This is a genomic window from Streptomyces sp. NPDC088194, from assembly GCF_040702025.1.
Taxonomy (GTDB): Bacteria; Actinomycetota; Actinomycetes; order Streptomycetales; family Streptomycetaceae; genus Actinacidiphila.
Map to the genome: position 1 here is coordinate 1 of NZ_JBFBIV010000037.1, position 26,056 is coordinate 26,056.

Below are 26,056 nucleotides of genomic sequence, written 5' to 3' on the forward strand. Positions count from 1 at the left end.
CCCTCCCCAAACCCCCCCCCCCCCGCGGGGGGGCCCCCCCCCGCGGGGGCGCCCCGCCGCCTTCTCCCCTCACAGGGCACGGGTTCACCACCCGGTCACCAAGGAACGTTAAAGTTGCCCATGGTGACGACGTGCCTCCGGGGAGGGAACCGCATGGGAGACGGCCGCGACCAGAAGTTGCGCAGCGTGGACCCCGTCGACCTGGAGCAACTGGCCACGCTGCTCGACGGCAAGGGGCCGAACAGCCTCAAGAGCCGTACCGACGCGGCTTTCCGCAGCGCGGCGGCGCTCGGCGCCACCTCCCATCTCAACGGCCTGCGGCCGCTCGCGCGTTGGGCCGACGACACCGCCCCCGACCTGCGCCGCCGCGCGGCCCGGGCCCGCATGAACGCGGGTGACCTCACCGGCGGGTTCCTCTGGGCCGGGTTCTCCGCTCAGGACCTCGCGAAGTACAAGGGCGACGGGCTCTCCCCCGAACTCGCGCTCGTCGCCAACTCCGTCGCCGCCAGCGACGACCCGAAGGCGTCGCAGTTCCGGCGCCGCCCCGACGAGAACCTCGACGACTGGATCGACCGCCTCAAGGCCCAGGCCCTCACCGCCCTCCCCGGTCTCCAACCGTTCGAGCCCGCGGTCCAGAGCTACCTCACCAACTTCGGCGACTGGAAAAGCGCCACCGACGCCGCCGGCCACGTCCTCTTCCAGGGCTCCCAACTCACCAAGGTGCTGGTGGGGAACTCCTTCAAGGCGGGGTGGGCGAAGCCGTGGCGGCTCTGGGCGGCGACGAAGTTGCAGAGCAGCGGTTCCCGCGTGCTCAAATGGAGTGGCGCGAAGCTTGCGGACATGGACAAGATTCGGTCACTGAGCGCCCCAGGCGCCTGGCTGCCGAGCAAGCTCACGTCCGCCTTGCAGCACGTCCCCGGACTCAACGGCAGGATCAGGGACGGGACAAGTGGGCTCTGGGACGACCTCCGGCTCAAGCCCATCATGAACCTTGGGCGCTGGGGCATCACCCCGAACAGCGTGATCAACGCCCTGGTCGGCAATGACGAGTTCGCGAAGAAGTTCGGTGGACTGACACATTCGGGTGTCCCGGTCGAGCGCGCGGCCAACGCCAACCTGGCGAGAGTCGGCGTCAAGGCGTACCAAGGGTTGCGCCAAGGCACGGCCTTCGAGAACGTCGCGGCCAAGAGCCGCTACGGCGCCGCGTTGAAAGGACTCGTCACCGTCGGCGAGACCGCCGGTGCCTTCCGCAGCTTCAACATCGCCACGAGCGTCGCCATGACCGGCATCAGCGCCGCGAACCTGATATCCGACGGCAACCCCGTCAAGGCATTCAAGCGCGAAGGCGCCGGCTACGTCGCTGACGCCGCCGACACGGCATTCAACGCGTCCCTCACGGCCACCCTGATCGCACCGAACCCGGTCACCTTCGGCCTCACCATCGCCACCGGCAGTGTCTACGTCGGCGCGGAAGTCGTGCAGCACTGGGGCGACATCAAGAAGGGCACGTCAACGGCCACGCACTGGGTGGACAAAACCACGAGCAACGTGACCCACGACATCGCGGGCGGCGCCAAGTCCGCGGCGAAGAAGCTCAACCCGACCCACTGGCACTTCTAGGACCAGGACATGACCGACCTCATTTTCGAGCTCGAACCCTTCGAAAACGAAGCGCACAAGGGCGTACGCGGCGTCGTCGGCGCGTACGGGGACACCATGGTGTACAACATCAAGCCCGCGAGGCCGCAAGGCTCGAACGAGATACTTCACGCTCACCTCGCGTCGGAGTATCTCCCGGAGGCTCGCCTCGGCGGAATTGGCGTGAGCGGGCAGCCGTCCCCCTACAAAGCGAGCCTCGAAGTCGGCGGCGCACCGGCCCGGCTCACGTACAACTCCTACGGACTCACGAGGTCCTCCCGGGCCCTGCGCATCAAGTACCTGGAGCGCACTTACACCTACACCTGCCTGAAGTCGCTGACGCGGAACGCCGAACTCCGGCGTCCGGGAATGCACGTGACCGTCACCACCGGAAAGTACGTTCCCAAACTGGGCGACCGGCGGCACGGCACGGCCGAGGGGGACTTCGACGAGGTCGACCTCGCCGTCGCCCTCGTCTTCGAGGCGGTCACGATCGACCCGCTGGACCCGGTCGCAGCGGCGGTCTACGCGTCTCAACGAAGCAACGCGAACTCGAAGGAGCCCTGAGCATGCCTCGGTGAACCCACTCGGGCCGCAGCGGCGGCTCGGCGCACGCCTTCCTCAACTTCCCTGCGGCACAGGGCAGGTTCGCGCGGCGTTCCCTCGCCAGGGCCTACGCCGCGTTCCCCTCGTCCGCCAGTTCCGGCTGGTCCGGGAGGAGGTCAGTCAGGCGGGTCCAGAGGGTTGAGGTGGTGGCGGGGGTGAGGTGGAGGGGGGTGGTGGGGGCGACGCCGCCGGGGAGGATCGGCTCTTCCGGCTGCTCGCGCACCCAGTAGCCGAGGGCGCCGCAGTCCCAGACGGCGAGGGCGCGGAGTGCGGTGACGGGTTCGGCCGCGGGCGTGGGCGGGGCGCCCCAGACGACGGTGACGCGCCAGGTGCCGGCGAGCGCGCAGACGAGGTCGGCGAACAAGGAGAGTTCGGGGTCGGCGAGGGAGCCGTCAGCGGCGGCGAGGGCGGCCCGGGCGAGGAGGGCGCCGTCTTCGGGTGGGACCGGGGCGCCGTCGGCCGTGGCTGCGGCGAGGGCGGCGAGGGCGGCGTCCAGCGCGCCCATGGTGGTCGCGATCCGGGGCGGCACGGCCGGCTCCGGCGCGGAGACACCGTGCAGATTGACCATGCGGGCGATCTCCCAGACCAGGGTGGTCGGGAGGATCGAGAGGTATTCCGACTCCTCCTCACCGGGCCAGCCGTCGTGCGCGATGACGGCGTCCGGGCCGACGACCAGCCCGTGGTGGACCGGACCGTGGCCGCCGGTGACCTCGATCCGCACGACGGCGACGGGATCGGCGAGGGTCTCGATCAACTGCTTGAGAGAGAGGTCGAGTTCGCCCTCGGGCCCGACCAGCCCGAGCTCCTGGAGTTCGCCGAGCGAGGGAAGCAGTTCCTCGGGCGGGGACTGGTGGTCGGAGAGATGGCCGAGCACGGCGATGTGCCGGTCGGCGAGGCGGAACCGGCTACGTGAACTGTCGTACGAAGGCATGCGGGTGGCGCGCTCCTGGTCGGGCCGACCGAACCCGGGCGGCGTGCGGCGGCGTATCGCGGCGTAAGGCGGCGTAAGGCGGCACCCGGGTGCCGTACGGGCGGCTACTTGAGCTTCTTCGCGTTCTGCTCGCACGTACCCGCCTCGGTGCGCAAGGACTCCGCCACGGTGCGGCACGTGGTCCGCCACGTGCCGAGTTCCCCGCGGGTACGGTCGGCGTGCGGGCCGGACCAGTCCTTCATCGTGGCGGTGGCGAAGGTACGGGCCGCGTCCGGCAATGCCTCGATCTCGTCGGCCAGGCCGCGCAACCGGCTCGCCCTGTCGGTCAGTTCCTGGACGCCTTCCGATGCCATCCGCGCCATCCCCCCAGGTGGGCCGCATATACGAAAACATGATCAGGACCCACGATAGATCCCGGTTCGGCCGCGCTCCAGACGGGTTCGCGCCGAAGCGGCCACGGCGAGTGGTCCGCGCGGCGGCTCAGAGGGTGGCGAGGGCGGGGAGGAGGAGGGTCGCGGCGGTCACGTCGGGGGTGAGCGGGCGGTCCCCCGGGCCGGCCGGGAGCGCGGGCGAGGTCAGAACCGCGTGCACGGGTGCGCCCGGGTCGAGAAAGTCCGCCGGCTGGATACGCAACGCCCGTACCGCCGCGACGAGTTCGCACGCGAGCACGAGACGGTAGGCGCCCGCGGCTCGGAGCGCCTGCCGTGCCGCCTGGGAGGCGAAGCTCGCCGCCTCTTCGAGCCCGCGGGAGATGACGGTGTGCCCGGCGGACGCGGGCGACGAGGCGGAGGCCCGCAGCTCCGCGAGCGCGGAGTTCGCGCTGTACTCGAGGATCATGATCCCTGAGCTGGCCGCGGGCCCGTCCGCGAGGAAGGGCCGCAGCCCGGTGATGTCGGGGTCGCCGAGGTGTCCGAGGCGGGCGGTGGACAGCCGGGCGGTCTGGAGCACGGCCAGCGAGAGCTGGTCGAGCGCGAGGCCGAGCGGCGCGGCGAAGAACCCGCCGTGGTGGTAGACCGCGGGACCGCCGTCCGGCCCGCCGTCCTCGGTGATCAGCGGGTTCTCCGAAGGGCAGTTGATCTCGACGCCGAGCACCCGGCGCAGCGCGCCGACCGCTTCCAGCGCCGGCCCGTGCACCTGCGGGAACGCCCGGAAGCCGTACGGGTCCTGGATGCGCCGGCCGGGCGCCTGCGGGCGTTCCGGCTGTCCGAGCAGCCTGCGCACCTCGGCGGCGGCGTGCAGGGTGCCGGCGTACGGGCGCAGGGCGTGCACCGGAGCGGCGTACGCCTCCAGGGAACCGCCGACCGCGGCCAGCGAGAGGGCGGCGATGGCGTGCGAGGCCCGCAGCAGGACGTCGATGTCGTGGCAGACCAGCGCGGCCTGGCCGAGCGCGAGGGCGTTGCTGCTCATCAGGGCGAGCCCGTCGCCGCGCTGGAGGGTCACGGGCGCGGGTCCGGGCGCGGTGGCGCTGGTGTGCAGCGGCGCGACGGGGCCGCCGTCGGGGTGCGGATCGGCGTGGACGCCCACCGGCCCCGGCTCGGTGGAGTTCGCGCCGGGCGGTACGGGACCGGGCGATACGGCTCCGGGCGGTACGGCTCCGGGCGACGCGGGACCGGCTGGTACGGGACCGGCCGGTACGGCGCCCGGCCCCACCCCGCCGTGCCGCACCCCGCCGTCCCGTACCGTTTCCGCGCCCAGCACCTCCGCGCCCCGCGCCTCCGCACCGATCGGGTCGAGTTCCGGCCCCAGCGCCCCCACCGGGTCCGCCAGCCAGGGCCGCTCGCCGATCAGCGTCAGCCCGGTCTGCGCGAGCGCCGTCAGATCGCCGGTGCCGACCGCCCCGTACTCGTTGACGGCCGGGTGCACATGCAGCCGCAGCGCCTCGACCATCGCGTGGACGAGTGCGGGCTGGAGGCCGGAGCCGCCGGCCAGCACCTGGTTGGCGCGGACCGCCAGCATCGCGCGGACCTCGCGGGCGGGCAGCAGTGCGCCGACCCCGCCGGCGTGGCTGCGCAGCAGCCGCAGGTCCTGCTCGTCCTTGTCCTCGTCGCTGAGGAAGACCATCCGGTTGGCGCCGACGCCGGTGTCGCGGCCGTAGATCCGGCCGGAGGCGGCGAGCCGCTGGGCGGTGCGCCAGGAGCGTTCGGCGCGTGCGTACGCCTCCGGCGGGACGACGGGTCCGGCCACGCCGTCGGCGAGCAGTGCGACGCCGTCGGCGTCGAGGCCGAAGCCGTCGAGGACCGCGCCGGCCGCCTGCGCACGCTGGGGTGCGGAGGAAGCGTCGTTGCCGCGGTGCGACGACGACTCAGGGGCTGTTCCCATGGTCGCCTCCGGCTGAGGGCGGTACGGAAGGGTGGTTCGGAGAGGTGGTGCAGAGGGGCCGTCCGTCACGGTCGCGCCCCGGGTCGTACGTCGTGCGGGCTCCGGGGTGTCCGTGACGCGTGCTCCGGGGCGCCCCGGTCGTCCCCGCGGCCCGGGCCGAACCGGGCCGCCCCGGGGTGCGCTCGGCACCCCGGGACCGTCCTCAGGCTCGTACGCGGGCGTAAGCGGGCCTACGCGGGCCCGGCTCAGCCTTCCCCGCTCAGCTGACGCCGATGGACTTCAGCCACGTCTGCGCGACCGCGAGCGGGTCCTTCTTGTCGGTCTGCACCTGGGTGTCCAGGTCGAGCAGCTTCGCGGTGTCGAGCTTCGCCGACACGCTGTTGAGCGCGTCGACACCGGCCTGCGAGAGCCCCGACTTGTAGACCAGCGGAAGCACGTTGCCGAAGCCGAAGAGGCTCTTCGGGTCCTGGAGCGTGACGAACTTCTCGGAGGAGATGGTCGGGTCGGTGGTGAAGATGTCCGCGGCCTGGACGTTGTTGCTCTTCAGCGCCGACTCGGTGAGCGGGCCGCCGGCGTCCAGCGCCTTGAAGGACTTCGGCACCACGTTGTACTCGGACTTCAGGCCGACCAGGCCCTGCTGGCGGGTCTGGAACTCCGGCGAGCCGCCGATCACGAGGTCCTTGCTGATCGAGGCGAGATCGGCGATCGAGGAGGACGCGGTCAGGTGGTACTTCTTCGCGGTGGCGGCGTTGACCGTCACCGAGTCCTTGTCCTCGGCCGGGGCGTCTTTCAGCACCGTCAGCTTCGGGTCGAGCTTCGCGGTGATCGCGGAATCCGTCGCGGCCGCCGTCGTGGCCACCGCCTTGGGGTTCAGGTAGGAGAGCAGCGCGCCGTTGAACTCCGGCATCACCGTCAGCGTGCCGTTCTTCATCATCCCGTAGGTGGTCTCACGGGTGCCGATGTTCAGCTTGTAACTGACCTTGATGCCCTTGGACTTGAGGGTCTCGCCGTAGATGTAGGCAAGCACGGTGCTCTCGGCGAAGTTGTTGGAGCCGACGACCACGGTGCCGCCGGACGCCTTCTTCCCGGCCAGCGGGTCACTGCCGCTGTCGCCGGACGAGGAGGAGGAACAGCCCGCCAGCAGGGGCGCTGCCACGGCAGCGACGACCGCCACGGCGGCCAGTCGGAGGTAACTCGGGCTGGACCAGGTGCTGTTCTCGCGAGTAGTCACGGTTTCCGCTTCCGGCTCGGTGTTCGAAAGATGATCAACGTTGTTCGAAACATGCCTTGGTGACGATCCAATCCAGCCGCTTCCCACCCAGTCAAGTGAAGGCTGGTCACCGATTGGCATCGACGCGTGCGAAGCGCCGATCCGGCACCCGGCGGCACCGCGCTGACCTGCGGCGGAACCGGATCGCCACAGGTCGGTGCGTGGGTGGACTTAACAGGATCTTGATGTGCAGGCCAGGTGCCGGACGACAAGACGAGGTAGTCTCCGGGCAGTTGGCGACCATTCCCGGACTGACACGGGGAGTTTTCGGCCACTTCCGTCCGACCAAGGTGACGAAAGTGGTCAAAGTCACGGAGGAGGGCGCGTCGTGTCCGCGAACGGAGCGATCGGACCGGAACGAGAGCATCCGGTACCGGAAGTCCCGCACGATGGCGACCGTCCGCCCCGAACATCCGCGCTCGCCCGCTTCGCCGACCGCCGGCCCTTCCGGCGCAAGCTCGACGTGCTGCTCGGCGTCCCCCTCGTCGTGATCGCCCTGCTGCTCGGCTATGTGATCTCCGGGCTGGTCGGCCAGGCCAGGGACGCGGGCTCCGCCGCCCAGCTGGTCCGCAGCAGCCGCCAGGTCGCGACCCTGGTCGACCGGGTCGAGTCCGAGCACCAGCAGGCGCTGCTGCTGTCGGTGCGCTACGAGTCGGCCACCACCGGCGGCCGGCCGTCGCTGACCGCCTACCGCGACGCGCAGGACGCGGTGGACCGGCAGGTCGCCGCGGTCCGCCACGCCTTCGGCTCGCGGCTGCCGGCCGCCGAGGAGCAGGTGCTCAAGGAGATCGACGGCCTGAGCAGCCTGCGCAGCACCGTGGAGCAGAGCTACCTGCCGGCCGACAACATCGACCCGGCGTACACCTCCGCGATGGACGACCTGATCGACGGCCTCGACCTGGACACCAGCACCAACCTCTCCACCACCCGCACCGGCAGCCTGCTGGACTCGCTGCTGCGCGCGGAGGCCGCGCACAGCTCCTTCGAGACCAGCGTGTTCTCCGCGCAGACCGGTGACGCCAACGCGCTGATCGAGTTCGTCCACGCGGTCGGCGACGAGCAGGTCTACACCACCGAGGCGGCCCGGTTCGGCCGCTACGCGACCTCCAAGCAGAGCGCCGAGCTGGCCGGGATCGAGCAGGGCACGGCCTGGAACACCATCTCGCAGCAGTACGCGGGCCTCCAGGTGGACCCGAGCTCGCTGGTGGCCAACGGCCCGGCGGCGATCAAGGCGGCCTTCACCTCCGCGCTCCAGGCGTACCCGCAGTACCAGCAGCAGGCGGAGAGCCGGCTGCGCGTCACCAGCTCGCTGATCGGCCAGATCGCCGACCGGGCCGACCACGCCTCGGACAACGCGTGGTGGCGGGCGGCCTGGCTGCTGGCCGGCGCGCTGGTGGCGTTCGTCCTGTGGCTGGCGCTGTCGGTGGCGATCCGCCGCTCGGTGATCCGGCCGGTGCAGGCGCTCACCGGGGCGGCCGCCGAGGTCGCGGAGGTGGCCGGGCGGGAACTGGCCCGGGTCGCCGACGACGACGCGGTGGACGCGAGCCCGCCGCGGCTGCGCGAGATGCCGGTGACCGCGCGCGACGAGATCGGCGACCTGGCCGCCGCCTTCAACCGGGTGCAGACCACCGCGGCCGCACTGCTGGAACGGCAGGTGCTCAGCCGCCGCAACACCGCGGAGATGTTCGGCAACGTCGGCCGCCGGGTCAGCAACCTGACGGCCCGTCAACTCTCCCTGATCGACGCGGTGGAGCGCGGCGAGACCGACCCCGCGCTGCTCGACCGGCTCTACCGCATCGACCACCTCGCGGTCCGGCTCCAGCGCAACGCCGACAGCCTGATGCTGCTGGCCGGCATCCGCGAGACCGGCATGGAGGCGGGGCCCACCCCGCTCACCAACGTGGTGCGCGCCTCGCTCGGCCAGATCGAGGGCTACCAGCGGGTCTCGCTCAGCGCCGAGACCGAGGTCACCGTCGCGCCCGACATCATCGCCGACCTGACCTTGATGCTCGCCGAGCTGCTGGAGAACGCGGTCGCCTTCTCGCCCGCCCGCAGCCCGGTCGAGGTGACGGTGAGCGCCCGCTCCGAGGGAGCGCTCATCGAGGTCACCGACCACGGCCTGGGCATGAGCGCGGCCCGGCTCGCCGAGGAGAACGCCCGGCTGGTGCGCCGCGAACGCCTCGACCTGGTGCCCACGAAGGTGCTCGGCCTGTTCGTGGTCGGCAGCCTGGCCCGGCGCTGGGGCGTGCGCGTCACGCTGACCCGTACGCAGGGCGGCGGCGTCACCGCGCAGGTGGCGATCCCGTCGGCGCTGCTGCTGATGATGAGCCCGTTCGCGGAGCCGAGGAAGCGGCTGGACACCGGGAACGGGGCCGGCGCCGGAACCGAGGGCCGGGCCGGGCGCAGGTCGTACGAAGGCGGGGCCGCGGAACTCGAACGGGGCGACCTGGCCGAGCGCGGCGAGCGGGCCGCACGGGGGCCGCGGCACGCCGCCCGGGTGCCCGAGTCGGGCCCGGCCCGCCCGCACCCGGAGCCGGGCCGCGACACGGAGGCCGGCGGCGGCGCCCGGCACGCGGCGCCGAACCGCCCGGACGCGCCCGCGCCGCTCCCCCGCAGGGTGCCGCAGCGCAACGCGGCGATCAGCTCCGCGGCCGTGCCGTCCGCGCCCGCCGCACCGGTCCGCCGCCTCGGCCCGGGGCAGGGGACCGCCCCGCACGGCAACGGAACCGGGAACGGGAACGCAATAGCGCCGGGCGGCGCCGCGACCGGCGCACGGACGGTGAACGGCGCGGCGAGCGGGCCCGGTTCCGCGGGTGCCTCCACCGCACCGGGTACTCCCGCCGCGCCCGGCACACCCGCCCACGGGAGTACGTCGCCGGGCGGGCTGCGGCGCCGCGTGAAGGGCGCCACCCTCGCCACCACGCTCGGAGCGGCGGCCCCCGCCGCCCCGGCCGCCGCCGGCCCCGCCGTACCCTCTCCCCCAGACCCGCACCGCCCCGCCGCAGACGCCGAGCAAGTCCGCTCCGAGCTGGACGAGTTCGAGGCGGCGGTGGAACGGGCGCACCGCGACACCGCGGCGGCCGACACCGGCCAGAGCCGCACCACACTGGACACGGGGTTCCCGGAAGGAGCCGAAGAGTGACAACGCCGACAGGTGGCGGGCCCGAGGAACTGCGGGCCGCCGCAGCCGATTTCACCTGGCTGCTGAACCGTTTCGCCACCGAGACCGCGGGGGTGGTGGACGCCATCGCGGTGTCCTCCGACGGCCTGCTGATCGCGGTGTCGCAGCTCCGCGACCCGGCGGACTCCGAGCGGCTCGCGGCGATCGTCTCGGGCATGACCAGCCTCGCGGCGGGCGCCGCCGGCAACTACGGCCTGGGCCCGCTGAACAAGGTGATCATCGACCTCGCCGAGGGCCACATCCTGGTCTCGGCGATCGGCAGCGGTGCCGTCCTGGGCGTGGTGACCTCCAAGGAGGCGAAGCTCGGGAACATCGCCTACGAGATGACGGTGTTCGCGAACCGGGCCGGGGCGGCGCTCAATCCGGAGCTGGTGCTGGAGTTGAAGAACACCGTCGGTTCGCCGTCGGCCCGTTGACGTACCGGCCTTCCGCGTACGGGCAGTTGACGTACCGGCCGGGCGGGTACGGCCGGTACGCGTACCGCCCTTGCGGGCACGGGCAGTTGCCGTACCGGGCTTCCGCGTACGGGCAGTTGACGTACCACCTGTTCACGTATCCGCGGCCGGAGGCGCCGGCCGCCGCTGAGCGCACACCGCTGACGGCTCACCGCGAGGAGGTGAAGGCCCATGGGTGCCGGTGACGAACCGGTCGACCGGGCGCCCGCTGTACGGCCGTTCCTGGTGACCGCGGGCCGGGTGGCCGGGGCGGGCGGCGGCTCGGACCTGCCGCCGATGCCGGTCGAGACCCAACTCGTGGCGACCGCGGCCGGGTTGGAGCGGCTGGACCTGATGTCGTTCGAGCGGCACGACATCGTGGCGGCCTGCCGCCGACCGCAGTCGGTGGCCGAGATCGCGGCCACGCTGCGGCTGCACCTCAACGTCGTCCGGGTGCTGGCCGAGGACCTTTCGGCGGGCGGCCACCTTTCGGTGTACGTTCCGAGCGCCGACATCGCCCGCGACGTTTCCGTACTGCGAAGGGTTATCGATGGTCTCCGCACCATCCCCGACTCCGGGGGGACACTCCGTGACAACGACTGAGGCGCCCGGCCGGGGCGCTCCCCCGCTGCCGGTGAAGATGGTGGTCGCGGGCGGGTTCGGGGTCGGCAAGACCACCGCGGTCGGGTCGATCTCGGAGATCCGGCCGCTCACCACCGAAGCGGCGATCACCGAGGTGGCCGCGGGGGTGGACGACCTCAGCCACACCCCGCACAAGACCACGACCACCGTGGCGATGGACTTCGGCTGCATCACCATCGACGCCGGCCTGAAGCTCTACCTCTTCGGCACCCCGGGCCAGGAGCGGTTCGGCTTCATGTGGGACGACCTCGTCCAGGGCGCCCTCGGCGGCCTCGTCATCGTGGACACCCGCCGGCTCGACGACTGCTACGCCGCGGTCGACTACTTCGAGCACCGCCGGATACCGTTCGCGGTCGCGGTGAACGCCTTCGACGGGCGCGTCGAGCACACCCTCGACGAGGTGCGGTGGGCACTGGACGTGGCGGAGAACGTCCCCGTCATCACGTTCGACGCGCGGGAGCGGGGTTCGGTGCGGGACGCGCTGCTGGTCGTGCTGGACGTGGCGCTCACCCGAGCGGAGGCGTGAGCGGGGCGCGCACGGAGAGCGGGGGCGCCGGCTGATCCGGGTGCCGTCGTCGGGCGTGGCGGTGGCGGCGGCCCGCGTGCCGCTCCTACAGTCGGAGGTCGCACCGCGCACGCACCGCGACGAGCCCGGGCAACCGCCGGAAGGGACTGCTGGCATGGCGAGCGAGCCGAAGGGACCCGACACGCCGAACACCCCGGGCGACCCGGGCGACTCCGCTGGCGGGCCCGAGAGTTCGGCGGAGCGGGTCGCGCTGTGGCGCGCGCTGCACGTACGACTGGACGCGCCGCCGCACGTGTTCGTGGACGAGGTGGGGCTGCGGCTGGTGGCCCCTCCAGAGGGGTGGCGTGACCGTCCCGACATGGACCCCGAGGCCAGCCGCGGGTTCCGCGCGGCCATCGTGTCCCGGGCGCGCTTCATCGAGGACCTGGTCGCCGAGCGGGCCGGGCAGGGCGTGGACCAGTACGTCATCCTCGGCGCGGGGTTGGACACGTTCGCCCAGCGCGAGCCCGAAGCCGCCGCCCGGCTCACGGTGTTCGAGGTCGACCAGCCCGCCCCGCAGGCGTGGAAGCGGCGCCGCCTGGACGAACTCGGCTACGGCGTCCCCGCGTGGCTGCGCCTGGTCCCGGTGGACTTCGAGGCGGGCGACTCCTGGCTGGACCGGCTCGTCACCGCCGGGTTCGACCGCTCCCGGCCCGCCGTCTTCGTCTCCGCGGGCGTCACCATGTACCTCACCCGGGAGGCGACCGAGGCCACCCTCCGCCAGATCGCGGCCCTCGCCCCGGGCACGACCCTCGCGATGACCTTCCAGCTCCCCACCGAACTCGTCGACCCCGTCGACCGCCCGATCCGCGAGGCCACCCTCAAGAACGCGCGCGCCTCCCGCACCCCCTTCATCAGTTTCTACGCCCCGCACGAGATGCTCGCCTTGGCCCGTACGGCCGGGTTCCCCTCAGCCCACCACGTCTCCGGCTCCGACCTGTTCCACCGCTACTTCACCGCCCGCCCCGACGCCCTCCGCCCCTCCACCGGCGAGGACTTCCTCATCACCACCGCCTGACCCCCACCCCTGTCCCCACCCCGCACCGCGGCTCCGGCCGCCCCGGCGCGAACCGTTGAATCGTCGGGTTCTCGGCCGGCCCGGGCACCTCCCCGTTCCACCGAGCACGCGCCTCCCGCAGGAAGCTGCCGAAAGCGTCCACCCCAGGGCCCCGGCGAAGTTGTTGGTCATGCGGCCAGGTGCAGGTTGATGGGGCGGTCGGTGTCGCGGGCGTGATCCCCTGGTCGGACGGTACGGCGTAGGAACCTCCATCCAACCGGACCGGAACACGCCCGCGCACCGCTACCCCGCCGCAAAACCCCACGCCACAGAGCTACAAGACAACCTTGCCGGGGCTCTGAGGAGGCTACCGAGACTCGCCCTCGCTGACGGGCCGCAATACAGCTCTCAAACTGTCGATCGCGGCCTGAGCCTCTTCCCTCTCGCCGGCGTCGACCCAGCTCCTCCAAAACCAGCCGTCTGCAGGAAATGTCAATTCCAGCGCCTGAATTGCAGACGAGGCGAGGAGAGGCGCAATGGGCTTCGTCAGCCATTCTGTGATGCTCGGATATTCCTCGTTCCAAGGCAAGGAGCGCCCAGCTGGAACATTAGCTGTAACCACAGCGGAAGCAGCCATAATTTCCTCAGGCAGCACGGATGAGGTCGAACTTCCGCCCGCCTCAATGGCGGCGCGAAACGTACGCTCAACGACTTCCAGACGCCGCGGTGCGGGCTGTTCTTCCATCTCATCGAGGAAGTCCTCTGCGGTGTCACTGTCGAACGGGCCTGAGCCCCAGGTTCCCATCACAAACTCCAGTAGAGGCTTAGGGCAGATATCCGCCGGTTGGAACTTCGATCTCTGGGTTTCTCCGGTTCAAGAGTCTTACACCCTGCGACGTCAATCCATCCATGACTGTCTGCTCAACTCTGCGTGCACCTACAGTTCCTATCTCGGAAGGGAGAGGAATCCAAGTGACGTTCACGACGTCGTCGGCAACCACGACGGCGACCTTATCGACCTCACCATCGAAACGACCCCCGGCCAAAGCAGCGTCCTCCATACCACCTCCAACCACCCCTTCTGGGACGACACCACCCACCGATGGGTACCCGCCGGGGAGCTCGCAATTGGTGACAACCTCAGCGCGGCCACCAACGGACACGTCCGTCTCGTCGCGCGCCAAGTGCGCCCGGGCGCTGCGGGCATGTACAACCTCACCATCGACCAACTCCACACGTACTATGTTGTGGCGGGGACCACGCCGGTCCTCGTTCACAACGCAAAATGCGCGAACCTGGAACGAAGTTCGATGTTCCGAATTGATCCAGGTGGCCGTGACAGCGCGAGGGCCCTGGTGTTTTCCGTTGTCCGGGTCCGCGGCTTGGACTTTGTCACCGGGCTTGACCTTGGCGATGGGTTTCGTCTTGCCGTCGGCCATGAGGATGGGGGTCGTCGGCGCGAAGCTGCATCCCCTGCCGGAAGATACTCCTTCCTCGGGCAGATCCATCATTCCCATGATCCCGATCAGGGAATTTGCCATGTTGTTGCTACCGTCGCCAAAGAAGTCACTCCTCAGCAGGTCCGCATCATTGCTTCCAGGCGTCCACTCCTGGGTCCACTGCTGTTTGGTGTCGACATCTCCAAAGCGGCCGTCACCGCGGACGACGGGGGCCCCAGTACCGGTTCCGTGGCGGTAGCCGTCGCCGGGGAGTTGGGGAACTTTCGCGCGACAGATCAACTTACGTCTTCCGAATAGGGTGAAGACGGTTAAATGATGATGAATTCCCCTCCAATGAGCACGCGAAGTCCCACTGACAACCACGCCATGGACACAACTCGCACGAGCCCTCACCAGTCCGTCACAAGTTCGGCCTCTCTGGTGAATCTGCGTCAGGCGGCTTGTGCAAAGCGGAAGTTGGGTCCCTCGCGCACCCCAGTTCCACCCATCCGACGACGCCAGCGCGGGGAGATCGCTTCAACTGGACGTCGGCGAAGATCCGACTCCCCTGCCCACCTTCACGGTGACGGGCTGTCAACCCGGTCGCGACACCCCCACGGCGGTGGAAGAGTTGCAGTCAGGAGTTCACCCGGGGGGAGGGCGGCCCCGCCCCGCCCCGCTGACAAGGGCGCCCCCTTCCCGCGTACCGCAAGAAGGCGGGGCGCCGCGTTCGGCTACTTCCGCGTGCGGACCAGCAGGCGGACGAAGTACGGCGTGCCCACCACCGCTGTCATGAGCCCCGCTCCCAGTTGGGCCGGGGCGATCACGGTGCGGCCCAGGAGGTCCGCCGCGCAGACCAGGGTCGCGCCGAGCATCATGGCGACCGGGAGGACGCGGACGTGTCGGCGGCCCACCAGTGCGCGGGCCGCGTGGGGGGCCACCAGGCCGACGAAGCCGATGGTTCCGGCGGCGGCGGTCGCGGTGGCGCTGAGCAGCACGGCGACCGCGAGGAACCCGAACCGCGTGGGGGCGAGCCGCAGTCCGAGCAGGCGGGGGGTGTCCTGGTCGAGGGAGACCAGGTCCAGCTCGCGGCGCCTGACGACCGCGTAGCCGGTGCCCGCGAGGAGGACGACCGCGACCGGCGCCAGGTCGGGGCCGGTCCGCCCGTAGGTCGAACCGGACAGCCAGGTCAGGGCCTTGGTGGCGTCGAACGGGTCGGTGAGCACGATGACCAGGCTGATGAGCGCGGTGGTGGCGGCGGACACGCCGACGCCGACCAGGACCAGCCGGTTCTGCTGGAACCCGCCGCGCGCGGCGAGCCCGAAGACGATCAGGGCGGCGGCCGAGGACCCGGCGAACGCGGCCCCGGCGATGCTCCACGCGCCGGCCGCCGGCACCGAGGTGACCAGCAGGACGGCGCCGAGGCCGCCCCCGCCGGAGACGCCGAGGATGCCGGGTTCGGCGAGCGGGTTGCGGGTGACGGCCTGCACGAGCGTGCCGGACAGCGCGAGCGCCGCGCCGGCCAGCAGTGCGGCGCCCACCCGGGGCACCCGGGTGTCCAGCACGAAGGTGACCCCTTGACCGGCCCTGCCCAGCGCCCAGTTGGTGACGTCGCCGAGCAGCAGCTTGGTGTCGCCGAGCAGCACCCCCGCGATCACCACGGCGACCAGCACCGCGGTGAGCACGACCAGGCAGACCGCGAACCCCGCCCGGGTCGGCACGCGCATCCGGTCGGTGTCGGCGGCGGCCGCGGAGTCGCGGGCCCGGAACGCCATCGCGATCAGGAACGCCGCGCCGACGACGCTGGTGATGACGCCGGTGGGCACCGCGGGCGCGGACTGCTTGCTGACCAGCGCGCGCAGCAGCACGTCGGAGCCGAGCACGAGGGCCGCGCCGACCAGTCCGGCGAAGGGCACGGCCGCCCGGACCCGGACGAGCGTGCGCAGCCGGCGGGCCAACGGCCGTACCAGCGCGGGCGCGCACAGCCCGACGAAGCCGATCGGCCCGGCGAGCGTCACCGCCGCGGCGGACAGCAGCGCGGCGAGCACGACGACGGTGACGCGGGTGCCGCGGACCGGGACGCCGACGCCGCGGGCCGCGTCGTCGCCGAGGGCGAGCGCGTCGACGCGGCGGGCGACCAGCAGCAGCCCGGCCAGGCCCACCGCGACGACCGGTGCCATCTGGTCGACGCCGCCGAACCCGTTCTGGCTGATGCTGCCCTGGCTCCACTGGTACAGGCCGTTGGTCCGCTCGGGGAAGAGCAGCAGCAGCGCGTCGGTGATCGCGCCGAGCCCGAGCGCGAGGGCGCTGCCGGCCAGCACGAGCCGGACCGTACCGGCGCCGAGACCGGACAGGCTGAGGACGACGGCTGCCGCGGCCAGGCCCCCGGCGAACGCGACGCCGGAGGAGGCCAGCAGCGGGAGCGAGGCGCCGGTGACGGTGAGCACCCCGAGCGCGAGGTAGGAACCGGCGTTCACCGCGAGCGTGTCGGGGGCGGCGAGCACGTTGCGGCTCACCGCCTGGAGCGCGGCGCCCGCGCTGCCGAGCGCGGCGCCGACGAGGATGCCGGCCACCATCCGCGGCAGCCGCGAGGCGATGACCACGGAGGCGTCGGCCTGGTCGGCGTGTCCGGTCAGCGCCTTCCACACCTCGCCCGCGCCGACCGCGGCGGTGCCCTGCGTGATGTCGACCATCGCCAGCGCGGCGACCACGAGCACCAGCGCGCCGGCCGCGGCGGCCGCCCCCGCGCCGGACCTGGCCGAGGCCGTACGGGCGGGGGCGGGCGCGGTCGTCTCGGTGACGGCCATGGCGCTACTTCGTCAGGGCGTCGACGAGGCCGTCGATGTACGCCTCCATCGACCCGGGTCCGCCGAACATCCAGACGCCGTCGGGCAGCCGGTGCACATGGCCCGCCTTCACGAACGCCAGCGACTTCCAGACCGCGTTCTTGCCGAGGTTGGCGGTGAACGGGTCGCCGTCGCTGCTGTTCTGGATGTAGGCGAACGACACGTCGCCGAGGCCGGTGAGCCCTTCGACGTCGGTGGTGGCCAGGCCGTAGCTCTTGTCGCCCTTGACCGTCCAGGCGTTCTTCAGGCCGAGTTGCTCGTTGACGGCGCCGATCAGGGAGCCGCTGGTATAGGCGCGCACCGAGACCTGGTTGGACACGACGTAGCTGTCGGCGAAGGCGATCTTCTTCCCGGCCAGGCCCGCGTCCTGGAGCTTCTTGCGGCCCGTGGCGAGCTTGTCCTGGAAGGCGGCCTTCACGGCCGTCGCCTTCGTGGTGGTGCCGGTGGCGCGGGCGATGAGGTCGAGGTCGTCGGTCATCGTACCGATCTGGTCGGCGGCGTCGGCGGGCTTCACCACCAGGACGGTGGCGACCTTGCGCAACTGCTTCAGCACCGAAGGCGAGAGGTCGGTGGTCGCCACCACGAGGTCGGGGGTGAGGGCCGCGATCGCGTCGGTGCTCGGCTCGCCGCGGGTGCCGATGTCCTTGGGCGAGCCGGTCAGCGGGGCGGCCTTGTCCCAGTCCGTGTAGCCCTTGACGTCCGCGACGCCGACCGGGGCGACGCCGAGCGCGACGAGGTCCTCGACGACGTCCCACTCGGTACCGACGACGCGGGTGGCGGGGTGGTCGAGGTGCACCGTCGCGCCGGACGCGTCGGTGAGCGTGACCGGGCCGGCCGGCGTCGCCGAGCCGCCGCCGGACGCGGCGGAGGGGGAACCGGCGGAGTCCGAGGAGCCGGTGGAGTGCTCGGTGGTGCCGCAGCCGGCCAGGACGAGCACCGAGGCGAGGGTCGCGGAGAGGGCCGCGACGGCGGGGAGACGTCTCATGAGGGGGTGTGGTGCCTTTCGCTTCGTGCGTGGTGGCGGCCGACCGCGCGGGTGCGCAGCCGACCGGTCGCGGGGTCGGTGTCCACGTTGATCCGGATGCCGTAGACCTCGGTGAGGCGCTCGGGCGTCAGCACCTCGTCGGGGGTGCCGTCGGCGACGATCCGTCCGTCGTGGAGCAGGGCGATCCGGTCGGCGACGGCCGCCGCCTGGTCGAGGTCGTGCAGGACCACGCCGACGGCGATGCCGTGGTCGTCGGCGAGGTCGCGGATCAGGTCGAGGAGTTCGACCTGGTAGCGCAGGTCGAGGTAGGTCGTCGGCTCGTCGAGCAGGAGCACGCCGGTCTCCTGGGCGAGGCAGCCGGCGAGCCACACCCGCTGGAGCTGCCCCCCGGAGAGGTGGTCCACGCCGCGGCCGGCCAGGCTCTCCAGGCCGGTCAGCGCGAGGGCCCGGTCCACCGCCGCGGTGCCGCCGGGGTCCGGCCGGCCCCAGCGGCCCCGGTACGGGTAGCGGCCGAACTCGACCACGTCCCGCACCGTGAGCCCGCTCGGCGTCGGCCGGCCCTGCGTCAACAGGGCGATACGGCGGGCGAACTCGCGCGCGGAGAGCACCCTGCCGTCCAGGGCCGCCTCGGTGCCGCCGTCGAGCGTGAGCGTTCCGGTGCGCGGGTCCTGGAGGCGGGCGAGCGTACGCAGCAGCGTCGACTTCCCGCTGCCGTTCGGCCCGACGAGCGCGGCGACCTCGGCGGGCCGCAGCGTGATCGCGACGCCGTGGACGACGTCGGTGCCGTCGTACGCCACGGTCACGTCCGCGGCCGACAGCTCATGACCACGGCGCGGCGGCGCCGACTTCTCGGAACGTTCCCCAACTCTCACGCGAGTTAGGATAGCCTTACTTTACTTCGCCCATGGTCAGGGGGTCCCCGGCGGGGATCAGGGGGTGCGCGGCGGGAAGCGGACGGCCTCGAACGCGGCGACCCCGGCCGGGGCGACCTCGAACGCGGCAGCCTCGAACACGGGGGCCGCGCAGGGGGGATCACCGGGCCGGGCAGGTGGGATCATCACGGCATGACCCGTACCGACATGCCACCCGCCTTCGACGAGCGCACGATGCTGACGACGTTCCTCGACTACGCGCGCGCCACGGCGGTCGCCAAGTGCGCGGGGGCGTCGGCACAGGACGCCGCGAAGGCTCCGCTGCCGGGGTCGCCGTTGATGACGCTGGGCGGGCTGCTCAGCCATCTGCGGTGGGTGGAGTACTGGTGGGTGCAGGTGATGTTCCTCGGGGAGGAGGACACCGAGGGCCCCTGGACCGACGAGGACCCGGACCGGGAGATGCGGATCGGCGCGCGCACCCCGCTCCCGGAACTGATCAGCGCATACGAGGAACAGAGCGCGCGCTACCGCGAGTTGGTCGCCGCCACCGACCTCGCGACGACCGCGAAGCGCCCGACGCGGGACGGAACGTACGTCACCCTCGGGTGGGTGCTGATGCACCTCATCGAGGAGACCTCACGGCACAACGGCCACATCGACGTCCTGCGCGAACTGGCCGACGGCACCACCGGCGACTGAGCGTACGGCGCGCCCCTCGGCCGCGATGGGACGGCGAGTCACGCCGCGAGCCGGACAGCGATCAGACCGCGATCAGACCGCGGGGTACGTCTCCCGCAGGAACCCGGTCACCAGCTCCGTGACCTCCTCGGGCCGCTCCAGGCCGGGGAAGTGCCCGGCCCAGGGCAGTTCGACATGACGAACGTCGGCGCCAGTGAGCAGTTTCGGCAGCCGGGCCCCGATCTCCCGGAAGTCGGTCACGTCCTGCCCGCCCGACACCGCGAGGCACGGCGCGCCGACCGCCGACAGATCGACCGCCACCTCCCTGCGCCCGGCCCCCTCGGGCGCGGCCAACTGCACGTCGAACGCGCGTTGTTGCATCGTCCGCACCGCGGCCCGGGCCTCCTCGCCGGCGTCTGGCCCCAGCCAGGTCTCCACGTTCAGCTCCACGGCCGCCGCGATCTCGCCCGCTTCCAGCAGCGCGTCCTCCCGCTCGCCGATCGCGCGCAGTTCGGCGCTGGGTTCGTGCCCCGGCTGCCCCGGGCACAGCAGCGCCAGCGCGGCCACCCGCTCCGGGCGGCGCGCGGCGATCTCCAGCGACACGTGTCCTCCGTACGACGACCCGACCAGCGCGGCCCGCCCGATGCCGAGGACGTCCATCAACTCCACCACGTCCTCGGCGTCGTTGTGCCGCTCCCCCGGCAGCGGCGACTCGCCGAACCCGCGGAAGTCGCAGGCCACCACGCGGTATCCGGCGGCCACCAGCGCGGGCACCTGCCGTTCCCACATCCGCCGGTCACACACCCCGGAGTGCAGCAGCACCACCGCGGGCCCGTCCCCCGTCACACCATGCGCAAGCGTCATGCGCCCGACCCTAGGTCCCGCGTGCTGGCAGCGCCTCCCGATTTCGCCACTGGTGGAAGTACGCGGAACTCGTTGCCGTCGGGGTCGGCCAGGGTGACGCCGACGGTGCCGGTCCCGGGGGTGTCGAGACGGGTCGCGCCCAGCGAGAGCAGGCGTTCGACCTCGGCGTGGAGGTCGCCGTCGGCGGGCGGCGCGAGGTCGAAGCGCACCCGGTCCCGGCCGGACCTCGGCATCAGCGGCGGGCCGCCCCAGGTGAACTTCGAGCCGCCGTGCGGCGACTGGATCGCGGTCTCCTCGTCCTGGTCCCAGACCAGGGGCCAGCCCAGGGCCTTGCTCCAGAAGTAGCCGACCGCCTGGGTGCCGTCGCCGGCCAGTGCCCCGATGAAGCCGCAGCCGGCGAGGAAGTTGTTGCCCGCCTCGATGACGCAGAACTCGTTGCCCTCCGGGTCGGCCAGCACCACATGGCCCTCTTCGGGGAGTTGGCCGACGTCGGTGTGCCGTGCGCCCAACTCCAGTGCCCTGGCCACCGTTTGCCGCTGGTCCTCCGGGGAGGTGCTGGTCAGGTCGAAGTGCGCCCGGTTCTGGCTGGTCTTCGGCTGGTCGGTGGGGAGGAAGCGGATACGGAAGCCGGTGTCGTCGGCGGGCGGCAGCACGATGCCGCCGCCGTCAGGGTCGTCCGCGGACTCCCGGCCCAGGAAGGCGGACCAGAAGCGGGCGAGGCGCGGCGGCGAGGTCGCGTCGATGCAGAGGGCGAAGAGCGAGGACGTCATGGTGCTGGGCTTCTCCGGTTCCGGTGGCCGACCGGCCACGGCCGGCGGGGCGCGGTGTCCGCCCCTCCCGCCGCAGCCTAGGAGCGGTCCGGCCCGGCCGCATCCGAGTTACCCGGGGGGCGCCCGCCCCCGGAGTCCCCCGGCCGTCCGCCGTCCCGGACCGCACCAGCCACCACCCGGTGAGTACGGCCCCGCCCAGCGTCACCGCGCCGGCCACCACGAACGCCTCGTCGAGCCCGGCCTCCAGCAACGACGCCCCACCGGACTGCTCGACCCGATCCTGCGCCACGCCGCAGAGTGAGCCCGCCGCACGACGAAAGCGCCGCAGCGTGAACGCGCCGCAGGGTGAAGCCCCGCACGGTGAACGCGCCGACCCGGGGCCCTCGGTCAGCGGCAGAGGGTCAGGTCGACCTTCTCGCCGCCATGGAGGACCGTCGGGCTGAGCGGCGAGACCGCGATGACCGCGCCCGGCTTGCACGCGGGAACCGCCCGGTAGGTGACCTTGCCGACCGTGAGGTCGCCTTGCGCCAGCGCCTCCTTGGCCATGTCCAGGTTCATGCCCCCCAGGTCGAACGGCTTGACGTACGGCACCGTGGTGTCGTTGCCCTTGACCGCCGTCGGGGTCCGGGTCGGGGTGCCGTGGGCGGCGGCGGAGTGCGTGGCGTGCGAACCGGTGCCGACGGTGGCCAGGGCGGTGCCGCCGCCGACCACGATGAGGGCCGCGGAGGCGGCGGCGATGAAGCCGGCCCGCTTGCGGCGCACACGGCTCCTGATGCCGGTGGCGTCGAAGTGGGGCGCGGGGGAGGTGCGGGAGAAGTCGTTCAAGGCGGTCACCAGTTCCTGTTCGAAGGGGTCGACGTGGGTGTCACCGTCAGGGCCGCCTGAGGACGGCGATGCGTAGCCGGTCATCGGATGGGCTTTCCTTCCCGGGACCGCGGTGACGGAGGTTCGGCGAGCGCGGGCATCTGGGCCCGGAGCTTCTCCAGGCCGCGGGTGAGCTGGGACCGTACGGCGCTCGGCGAGATCCGCAGGTCCTCGGCGATCTCGGCGTCCGAGAGGTCGTGGAAGTAGCGCAGCACCACGACGGTGCGCATGCCGATCGGCAGACGTTGCAAGGCGCGGACCAGCTGGTCCCGGCTGTCGACGCGCCCGTACTCGTCCCCCGGGGCGGCCCGGTCGTCACCCGCGTCCTGCTGGGGTACGACCCGGCGGAAGCGCCGCCAGCGGTCGTTGGCCAGATTGACCATGATGCGCCGCACGTAGGCGTCCGGTACGTCCTTGGCGGCGATGGTGCGCCAGCGGCGGCAGGCGCGCTCCAGGGTCTCCTGGACCAGGTCCTCGGCCGCCTCCCGGCTTCCGGTCAGGACCAGGGCGCCGCGGAACAACACCGCCGAGCGGGCGGCGACGTAGGAGTGGAAATCCTCCTCCGGGTCCATGCCGGACGACGCCGCGGACGCCGGATCGGATCGGCCGCGCCGACCGAGCCGACGTGTGCGCACCGCCTCGGAAAGCGGCGCGTTCCATTTGGCTGCCAGAGCCACACCGTCCCTCCCTTCCTGTCCCCCCATTGACGGCGGGGCGTCCCCGGCTGCTGCACCGCTTCGTTGAGACCTGCGTCACAAGGGGTGCGGCTGGGGGGCCGGTTGGGGGGTGCGGGCGGCAGCGCGGGCAAGGGCGGGCGCCGAACGCCGCCCGCACCGGAGGTCCGGCGGGCGGCGCCGGGTGGTGCGGGCGGCGGGTGGAGCAGGTCCGGCGGGCCGAGCGGGTGGAGCAGGTGGAACGGGTGGCTTGGGCTACATCGGGGTCGGCTTGAGCAGGGCGAACGGAGCACCCTGGGGGTCGGTGACGACCGACATCCGGCCCGCCACCATGTCGAACGGCGGGGCGAGAACGGTCCCGCCACGCTTGACCAGCGCGTCCACCGTGGAGTCGGTGTCGTCCACCGCGAAGTAGGCCAGCCAGTGCCCGGGCGTGCCGGGCGGGTCGTTGTCGAGCAGCGACGCACCGCCGACGGTACGGTCGCCGACCCGCAGCTCCCAGTAGTCGTCGGCGCCGTCCATCGGCTTGATCTCGATGCCGAAGACCTCGCCGTAGAACGCGGTGGCGGCGAGCACGTCGGGGGTGTGCAACTCGTTCCAGAGCAGCGCGCCGGCCTCGTTGACGATCCGGGCGCCGAAGAACTCGCCGGGCTGCCAGACGCCGAACACCACGCCCTGCGGGTCGGCGGCGATCAGCATCCTGCCGAGCGAGCCCACGTCCATCACCGGGGCGATCAGGGTGCCGCCCGCGCCGACGATCGCGTCCTGGGTGGCCTGGGCATCGGTGGTGGCGAGGTAGCTGGTCCACACGGTCGGCGGAACGGCCGTGCCCTCGGCCGCCATCGCCTTGCCGATGCCGGCGACCGCCTTGCCGTTCAACTCGCAGACCGTGTACCCGCCGAACTCGTCCGAGCCGACCTCGCCCTGCCAGCCGAGCAGGTCGCGGTAGAAGTCCAGCGCGGCCTGCTGGTCCTTCGCCATCAGATCGACCCAGCACGGGGTGCCGGTCTTGTACGGAGTGGTCACTTCGGGCATTTTCGCCCCTTCTGGTGGGATTCCGGAACGACCAGACTCGCCTCACGGACCCCGCTCCACGGCTCGACACGCGGTCGCGCCCGCCGGATGCCCGGAATGCCGGAGCACCGGCCGGAGGCCGGCCGCGCCCCGGGTCCGGGCGCCGGTTCCCGGGTACCGTCGTGAGGACCTACGGCGTACGGCAGTTGGGCGAGGGGGTCGTGGTGACGGGTGTGGAGATCGCGGTCGGGTACCTGTTCGCGTGGCTGGTCCGCAAGGCCGGACGGGTGGGCAGGCGCGCGGACGCCGAGGTCGACCGGGGCCTGGACGCTGGCATGGACCGGCTGCACGAACTGGTCAGCGCCCGGCTCGGCGCCGATCCGGCGTTGGAGCGGGCCCGGCAGGAGGCCGAGGCCGGCCGGCCCGAGCCGAGCGAGCGCACCCGTCGCCGGCTGACCGACGCGCTCGACGACGCGGCCGAGCACGACGAGGACTTCGCGCGCGCCCTGGCCCGCGCGGTCGAGGAACTACGGGCGGCCGGCCCGATCGACACCGCGACCCGCACTGGTACGGCGAGCGCGAGCGACGGCGGCCACGCGAACACGGGCGTGCGCCGCCCGGGCGGCGCGGCGGGCGGGGGCGGTACGAGCAGCGGTACGGGCAGCGGTACGGCGACCGCGCGGGACACCGGGAACGCCACGGCGGACGGGCCGGGCAGCGAGGCGAACTCGGGCATCGACTACCGCTGAGCCGTGCCTGGTGCTGCCGGCGGTCCCGGTGCGTGACTCCGTCCGGGACGCCGAGCGGCGGTCAGTGACCGCTGGAGTGGATCTCCTGGACCTTGCGGACGGCGTGGTGGACGAGGGCGATCCGCCGTGACGCGCTGGGGCGGTGTGCCAGGGGAGCCCGCCCCCGGCGGGTCCGCGCGTTTCTGACGTAGGTTCTCCCCATGACGAACCTCCAGCTCACCGATGGCCGGACACTGGAATACCTGGTGGCCGGTCCCGCGGACGGCACGCCCCTGGTTCTGCACAACGGCACGCCGTCCGCGGCGGTGCTCTTCGAGCCGATGGTCGCGACCGCTGCGCGGCATGGCCTGCGGGTCGTGGTCCACAGCCGGCCCGGATACGCCGGTTCGTCGCCGCAGCCCGGCCGTACGGTCGCCGCGGTGGCCGTCGACGTCGCCGCCATCCTGGACGAGCTGGGCGCCGACCGGTTCCTGACCGTCGGCTGGTCCGGCGGCGGCCCGCACGCTCTGGCCTGCGCGGCGCTGCTGCCCGGCCGGTGCCTCGCCGCCGCCACCGTGGCCGGTGTCGCCCCGCACGGCGTCGAGGGCCTCGACTGGCTGGGCGGCATGGGCGCGGAGAACATCGAGGAGTTCGGGGCGGCCGTGGCCGGATCGGGGCCGCTGACCGCCTTTCTGAGCGCTCAGGTCCCATGCCTGGCCGAGGTGCAAGCCGGCCAGATCGCGGCCGCGTTGGGCGATCTGGTGTCCGACGTGGACCGCAGGGCGCTCACCGACGAGTTCGCCGATTACACGGCGGCGACGTTCCGGGCGGCCGTGTCCAGCGGCATCGCCGGCTGGCGCGACGACGACCTGGCCTTCGTCGGCGACTGGGGCTTCGATCTCGGCGCCGTCAAGACTCCGGTTTCGGTCTGGCAAGGCGCCGAGGACCGGATGGTGCCTTACGCCCACGGCCGCTGGCTGGCGAGCCGGTTGACCGGTGCCACCGTCCACCTCGAGCCGACCGAGGGTCACCTTTCGCTGATGCTCAACGCGTTCGACGACATCGTGACCGAGCTGACCGGGCACCTGGCCTGACGCGTTCCCGGTGCCGGCGTGCGGGGTCGCGTCAGCCACCGGGCTGGGTCCGGGACCGGCGCAGGACCGCCGCCGGGTCGGCGGCCAGGTCGGCGGCCGGCACGCCGGATCTGGGCGGGCGGATCGCCGGTCACCCTCAATCCGTCGATCTTGCGCTGGTGGATCGGGAACGAACGCGGCGACGCCGGCGACCCGTAGCGGTGCCGAAATCGTCGAGGGCCACCCGGTCACCCGGTGCAAGGCCCGGCGTCCCGTACGGTGCCCGGCGCGCGAGCGGCACGGGGCGGCGCGGACCGTTCAGTGGACCGAATCCCGTATCAAGGGGCGCCCGGGCGGCGGCGCCCCGTCACCGGAATCAGCGCGGCCCCTTCCGCTCCTCCAGAGCGCCGGCCACCTCGACCGTGTCGGGGTGCTCCGCGCCGAACAGCCGCTCCCGGTCCGCCACGACCTGCTCCTCGATGCTGGTGGCCTCGCCGATCCACTGCCGTGGACCTCGACCTCAGCGGAACCCGCAACGGCGCCCGCGGCAGCGGCTGTTGGCGGAGGGCCGCGGCAACCCGTCACCGCGCGGACGCCGTCCACGGCGCTCGCGTCACCGCTCCCCGCGACCGTCACCGCGTCGCGCGGCGCACCCGTATCCGTATC

At 72.4% G+C, this 26,056-nt stretch carries 23 protein-coding genes and 2 pseudogenes; 11 read left to right on the forward strand and 14 right to left on the reverse strand.

Annotated features, from left to right (window positions below; all coding sequences use genetic code 11):
• Window positions 1-153: 153 nt before the first annotated feature.
• Together AB0399_RS21245 and AB0399_RS21250 are read left to right on the forward strand one after the other, a co-directional pair.
• A complete protein-coding gene (locus tag AB0399_RS21245) occupies window positions 154-1,620 on the forward strand; it encodes a PE-PGRS family protein (protein ID WP_366412391.1) in 1,467 nt (488 codons plus the stop codon).
• A gap of 9 nt (window positions 1,621-1,629) precedes the next feature.
• A complete protein-coding gene (locus AB0399_RS21250; RefSeq protein WP_366412392.1) occupies window positions 1,630-2,205 on the forward strand; it encodes a hypothetical protein in 576 nt (191 codons plus the stop codon).
• Window positions 2,206-2,311: 106 nt separating this feature from the next.
• Here AB0399_RS21250 and AB0399_RS21255 read toward each other — a convergent pair whose 3' ends face one another.
• From AB0399_RS21255 to AB0399_RS21270, 4 genes are all read right to left on the reverse strand, one after another.
• The gene (locus AB0399_RS21255; RefSeq protein ID WP_366412393.1) at window positions 2,312-3,175 is read right to left on the reverse strand and encodes a hypothetical protein; all 864 of its coding nucleotides are present in this window, start codon (window positions 3,173-3,175) and stop codon (window positions 2,312-2,314) included.
• Window positions 3,176-3,279: 104 nt separating this feature from the next.
• Window positions 3,280-3,528, reverse strand: a complete 249-nt coding sequence (locus AB0399_RS21260) for a hypothetical protein (RefSeq protein ID WP_329364705.1) — start codon at window positions 3,526-3,528, stop codon at window positions 3,280-3,282.
• Window positions 3,529-3,655: 127 nt separating this feature from the next.
• On the reverse strand, window positions 3,656-5,494 hold the full coding sequence (locus AB0399_RS21265) for an aromatic amino acid lyase (protein ID WP_366412394.1): 1,839 nt from the start codon (window positions 5,492-5,494) through the stop codon (window positions 3,656-3,658).
• A 259-nt stretch (window positions 5,495-5,753) separates the two neighbouring features.
• Window positions 5,754-6,725 (reverse strand): ABC transporter substrate-binding protein, encoded by a 972-nt coding sequence (locus AB0399_RS21270; RefSeq protein ID WP_329364709.1) that lies wholly within the window; start codon window positions 6,723-6,725, stop codon window positions 5,754-5,756.
• 502 nt (window positions 6,726-7,227) lie between these two features.
• Here AB0399_RS21270 and AB0399_RS21275 point away from each other — a divergent pair.
• The 5 genes from AB0399_RS21275 to AB0399_RS21295 all read left to right on the forward strand — a co-directional run bounded on the left by AB0399_RS21275 (window position 7,228) and on the right by AB0399_RS21295 (window position 12,604).
• The gene (locus tag AB0399_RS21275; protein ID WP_366412442.1) at window positions 7,228-9,906 is read left to right on the forward strand and encodes an ATP-binding protein; all 2,679 of its coding nucleotides are present in this window, start codon (window positions 7,228-7,230) and stop codon (window positions 9,904-9,906) included.
• The gene (locus tag AB0399_RS21280) at window positions 9,903-10,361 is read left to right on the forward strand and encodes a roadblock/LC7 domain-containing protein (RefSeq protein WP_328469339.1); all 459 of its coding nucleotides are present in this window, start codon (window positions 9,903-9,905) and stop codon (window positions 10,359-10,361) included. Before AB0399_RS21275 ends, AB0399_RS21280 begins: the two co-directional genes overlap by 4 nt.
• A gap of 210 nt (window positions 10,362-10,571) precedes the next feature.
• Window positions 10,572-10,982, forward strand: coding sequence for a DUF742 domain-containing protein (locus AB0399_RS21285; protein ID WP_329364711.1), 411 nt, complete (start codon window positions 10,572-10,574; stop codon window positions 10,980-10,982).
• The gene (locus tag AB0399_RS21290; RefSeq protein ID WP_329364713.1) at window positions 10,930-11,547 is read left to right on the forward strand and encodes an ATP/GTP-binding protein; all 618 of its coding nucleotides are present in this window, start codon (window positions 10,930-10,932) and stop codon (window positions 11,545-11,547) included. The genes AB0399_RS21285 and AB0399_RS21290 overlap by 53 nt, the downstream gene beginning before the upstream one ends.
• Before the next feature lie 154 nt (window positions 11,548-11,701).
• A complete protein-coding gene (locus tag AB0399_RS21295) occupies window positions 11,702-12,604 on the forward strand; it encodes a class I SAM-dependent methyltransferase (protein ID WP_366412395.1) in 903 nt (300 codons plus the stop codon).
• A 346-nt stretch (window positions 12,605-12,950) separates the two neighbouring features.
• Here the strand turns inward: AB0399_RS21295 and AB0399_RS21300 are convergent, their stop codons facing one another.
• Complete coding sequence (locus AB0399_RS21300; RefSeq protein WP_366412396.1) at window positions 12,951-13,388, reverse strand: DUF4259 domain-containing protein; 438 nt, start codon at window positions 13,386-13,388, stop codon at window positions 12,951-12,953.
• Between AB0399_RS21300 and AB0399_RS21305 the strand changes: the two genes are divergently transcribed.
• Entirely contained in the window at window positions 13,351-14,340 is a 990-nt protein-coding gene (locus tag AB0399_RS21305) for a polymorphic toxin-type HINT domain-containing protein (RefSeq protein ID WP_366412397.1), read from the forward strand. The two genes, AB0399_RS21300 and AB0399_RS21305, sit on opposite strands and share 38 nt — an antisense overlap.
• Before the next feature lie 416 nt (window positions 14,341-14,756).
• Here the strand turns inward: AB0399_RS21305 and AB0399_RS21310 are convergent, their stop codons facing one another.
• Genes AB0399_RS21310 through AB0399_RS21325 form a run of 4 tightly spaced genes read right to left on the reverse strand, consistent with a single transcriptional unit; the run spans window position 14,757 to window position 18,914 of the window.
• On the reverse strand, window positions 14,757-16,829 hold the full coding sequence (locus AB0399_RS21310; protein ID WP_366412398.1) for an iron ABC transporter permease: 2,073 nt from the start codon (window positions 16,827-16,829) through the stop codon (window positions 14,757-14,759).
• Window positions 16,830-16,833: 4 nt separating this feature from the next.
• Entirely contained in the window at window positions 16,834-17,853 is a 1,020-nt protein-coding gene (locus AB0399_RS21315; RefSeq protein WP_366412399.1) for an iron-siderophore ABC transporter substrate-binding protein, read from the reverse strand.
• Window positions 17,850-18,725 carry an ABC transporter ATP-binding protein gene (locus tag AB0399_RS21320; protein ID WP_329364725.1) on the reverse strand — a complete coding sequence of 292 codons (876 nt, stop codon included), beginning with the start codon at window positions 18,723-18,725 and terminating at the stop codon, window positions 17,850-17,852. Before AB0399_RS21320 ends, AB0399_RS21315 begins: the two co-directional genes overlap by 4 nt.
• A 57-nt stretch (window positions 18,726-18,782) precedes the next feature.
• Window positions 18,783-18,914 carry a hypothetical protein gene (locus tag AB0399_RS21325; protein ID WP_366412400.1) on the reverse strand — a complete coding sequence of 44 codons (132 nt, stop codon included), beginning with the start codon at window positions 18,912-18,914 and terminating at the stop codon, window positions 18,783-18,785.
• Between the two features lie 3 nt (window positions 18,915-18,917).
• On the opposite strand from AB0399_RS21325, the gene AB0399_RS21330 reads away from it, so the two are divergent.
• Entirely contained in the window at window positions 18,918-19,424 is a 507-nt protein-coding gene (locus tag AB0399_RS21330) for a DinB family protein (protein WP_329364727.1), read from the forward strand.
• Window positions 19,425-19,496: 72 nt separating this feature from the next.
• Here AB0399_RS21330 and AB0399_RS21335 read toward each other — a convergent pair.
• The 5 genes and pseudogenes from AB0399_RS21335 to AB0399_RS21355 form a co-directional block, all read right to left on the reverse strand.
• A pseudogene (locus tag AB0399_RS21335) lies at window positions 19,497-20,384 on the reverse strand (alpha/beta hydrolase); the annotation flags it as partial.
• A pseudogene (locus AB0399_RS21340) lies at window positions 20,318-21,037 on the reverse strand (VOC family protein); the annotation flags it as partial. The pseudogenes AB0399_RS21340 and AB0399_RS21335, both read right to left, overlap by 67 nt.
• Before the next feature lie 387 nt (window positions 21,038-21,424).
• The gene (locus AB0399_RS21345; protein WP_366412401.1) at window positions 21,425-21,946 is read right to left on the reverse strand and encodes a PASTA domain-containing protein; all 522 of its coding nucleotides are present in this window, start codon (window positions 21,944-21,946) and stop codon (window positions 21,425-21,427) included.
• The gene (locus tag AB0399_RS21350; RefSeq protein WP_366412443.1) at window positions 21,943-22,473 is read right to left on the reverse strand and encodes a SigE family RNA polymerase sigma factor; all 531 of its coding nucleotides are present in this window, start codon (window positions 22,471-22,473) and stop codon (window positions 21,943-21,945) included. The genes AB0399_RS21345 and AB0399_RS21350 overlap by 4 nt, the downstream gene beginning before the upstream one ends.
• A 357-nt stretch (window positions 22,474-22,830) precedes the next feature.
• Window positions 22,831-23,610 (reverse strand): VOC family protein, encoded by a 780-nt coding sequence (locus AB0399_RS21355; protein ID WP_329364740.1) that lies wholly within the window; start codon window positions 23,608-23,610, stop codon window positions 22,831-22,833.
• 161 nt (window positions 23,611-23,771) lie between these two features.
• Between AB0399_RS21355 and AB0399_RS21360 the strand changes: the two genes are divergently transcribed.
• Both AB0399_RS21360 and AB0399_RS21365 read left to right on the forward strand, forming a co-directional pair.
• The gene (locus tag AB0399_RS21360) at window positions 23,772-24,338 is read left to right on the forward strand and encodes a hypothetical protein (RefSeq protein ID WP_366412402.1); all 567 of its coding nucleotides are present in this window, start codon (window positions 23,772-23,774) and stop codon (window positions 24,336-24,338) included.
• A gap of 200 nt (window positions 24,339-24,538) precedes the next feature.
• Entirely contained in the window at window positions 24,539-25,411 is an 873-nt protein-coding gene (locus tag AB0399_RS21365; RefSeq protein ID WP_366412403.1) for an alpha/beta hydrolase, read from the forward strand.
• Window positions 25,412-26,056: the final 645 nt, after the last annotated feature.

Coding starts and splice junctions, on each gene's coding strand:
- AB0399_RS21245 (WP_366412391.1), top strand. CDS start 154: ATGGGAGACGGCCGCGACCAGAAGTTGCGCAGCGTGGACCCCGTCGAC.
- AB0399_RS21250 (WP_366412392.1), top strand. CDS start 1,630: ATGACCGACCTCATTTTCGAGCTCGAACCCTTCGAAAACGAAGCGCAC.
- AB0399_RS21255 (WP_366412393.1), bottom strand. CDS start 3,175: ATGCCTTCGTACGACAGTTCACGTAGCCGGTTCCGCCTCGCCGACCGG.
- AB0399_RS21260 (WP_329364705.1), bottom strand. CDS start 3,528: ATGGCATCGGAAGGCGTCCAGGAACTGACCGACAGGGCGAGCCGGTTG.
- AB0399_RS21265 (WP_366412394.1), bottom strand. CDS start 5,494: ATGGGAACAGCCCCTGAGTCGTCGTCGCACCGCGGCAACGACGCTTCC.
- AB0399_RS21285 (WP_329364711.1), top strand. CDS start 10,572: ATGGGTGCCGGTGACGAACCGGTCGACCGGGCGCCCGCTGTACGGCCG.
- AB0399_RS21290 (WP_329364713.1), top strand. CDS start 10,930: ATGGTCTCCGCACCATCCCCGACTCCGGGGGGACACTCCGTGACAACG.
- AB0399_RS21295 (WP_366412395.1), top strand. CDS start 11,702: ATGGCGAGCGAGCCGAAGGGACCCGACACGCCGAACACCCCGGGCGAC.
- AB0399_RS21300 (WP_366412396.1), bottom strand. CDS start 13,388: ATGGGAACCTGGGGCTCAGGCCCGTTCGACAGTGACACCGCAGAGGAC.
- AB0399_RS21310 (WP_366412398.1), bottom strand. CDS start 16,829: ATGGCCGTCACCGAGACGACCGCGCCCGCCCCCGCCCGTACGGCCTCG.
- AB0399_RS21315 (WP_366412399.1), bottom strand. CDS start 17,853: ATGAGACGTCTCCCCGCCGTCGCGGCCCTCTCCGCGACCCTCGCCTCG.
- AB0399_RS21330 (WP_329364727.1), top strand. CDS start 18,918: ATGACCCGTACCGACATGCCACCCGCCTTCGACGAGCGCACGATGCTG.
- AB0399_RS21345 (WP_366412401.1), bottom strand. CDS start 21,946: ATGACCGGCTACGCATCGCCGTCCTCAGGCGGCCCTGACGGTGACACC.
- AB0399_RS21350 (WP_366412443.1), bottom strand. CDS start 22,473: ATGGACCCGGAGGAGGATTTCCACTCCTACGTCGCCGCCCGCTCGGCG.
- AB0399_RS21355 (WP_329364740.1), bottom strand. CDS start 23,610: ATGCCCGAAGTGACCACTCCGTACAAGACCGGCACCCCGTGCTGGGTC.
- AB0399_RS21365 (WP_366412403.1), top strand. CDS start 24,539: ATGACGAACCTCCAGCTCACCGATGGCCGGACACTGGAATACCTGGTG.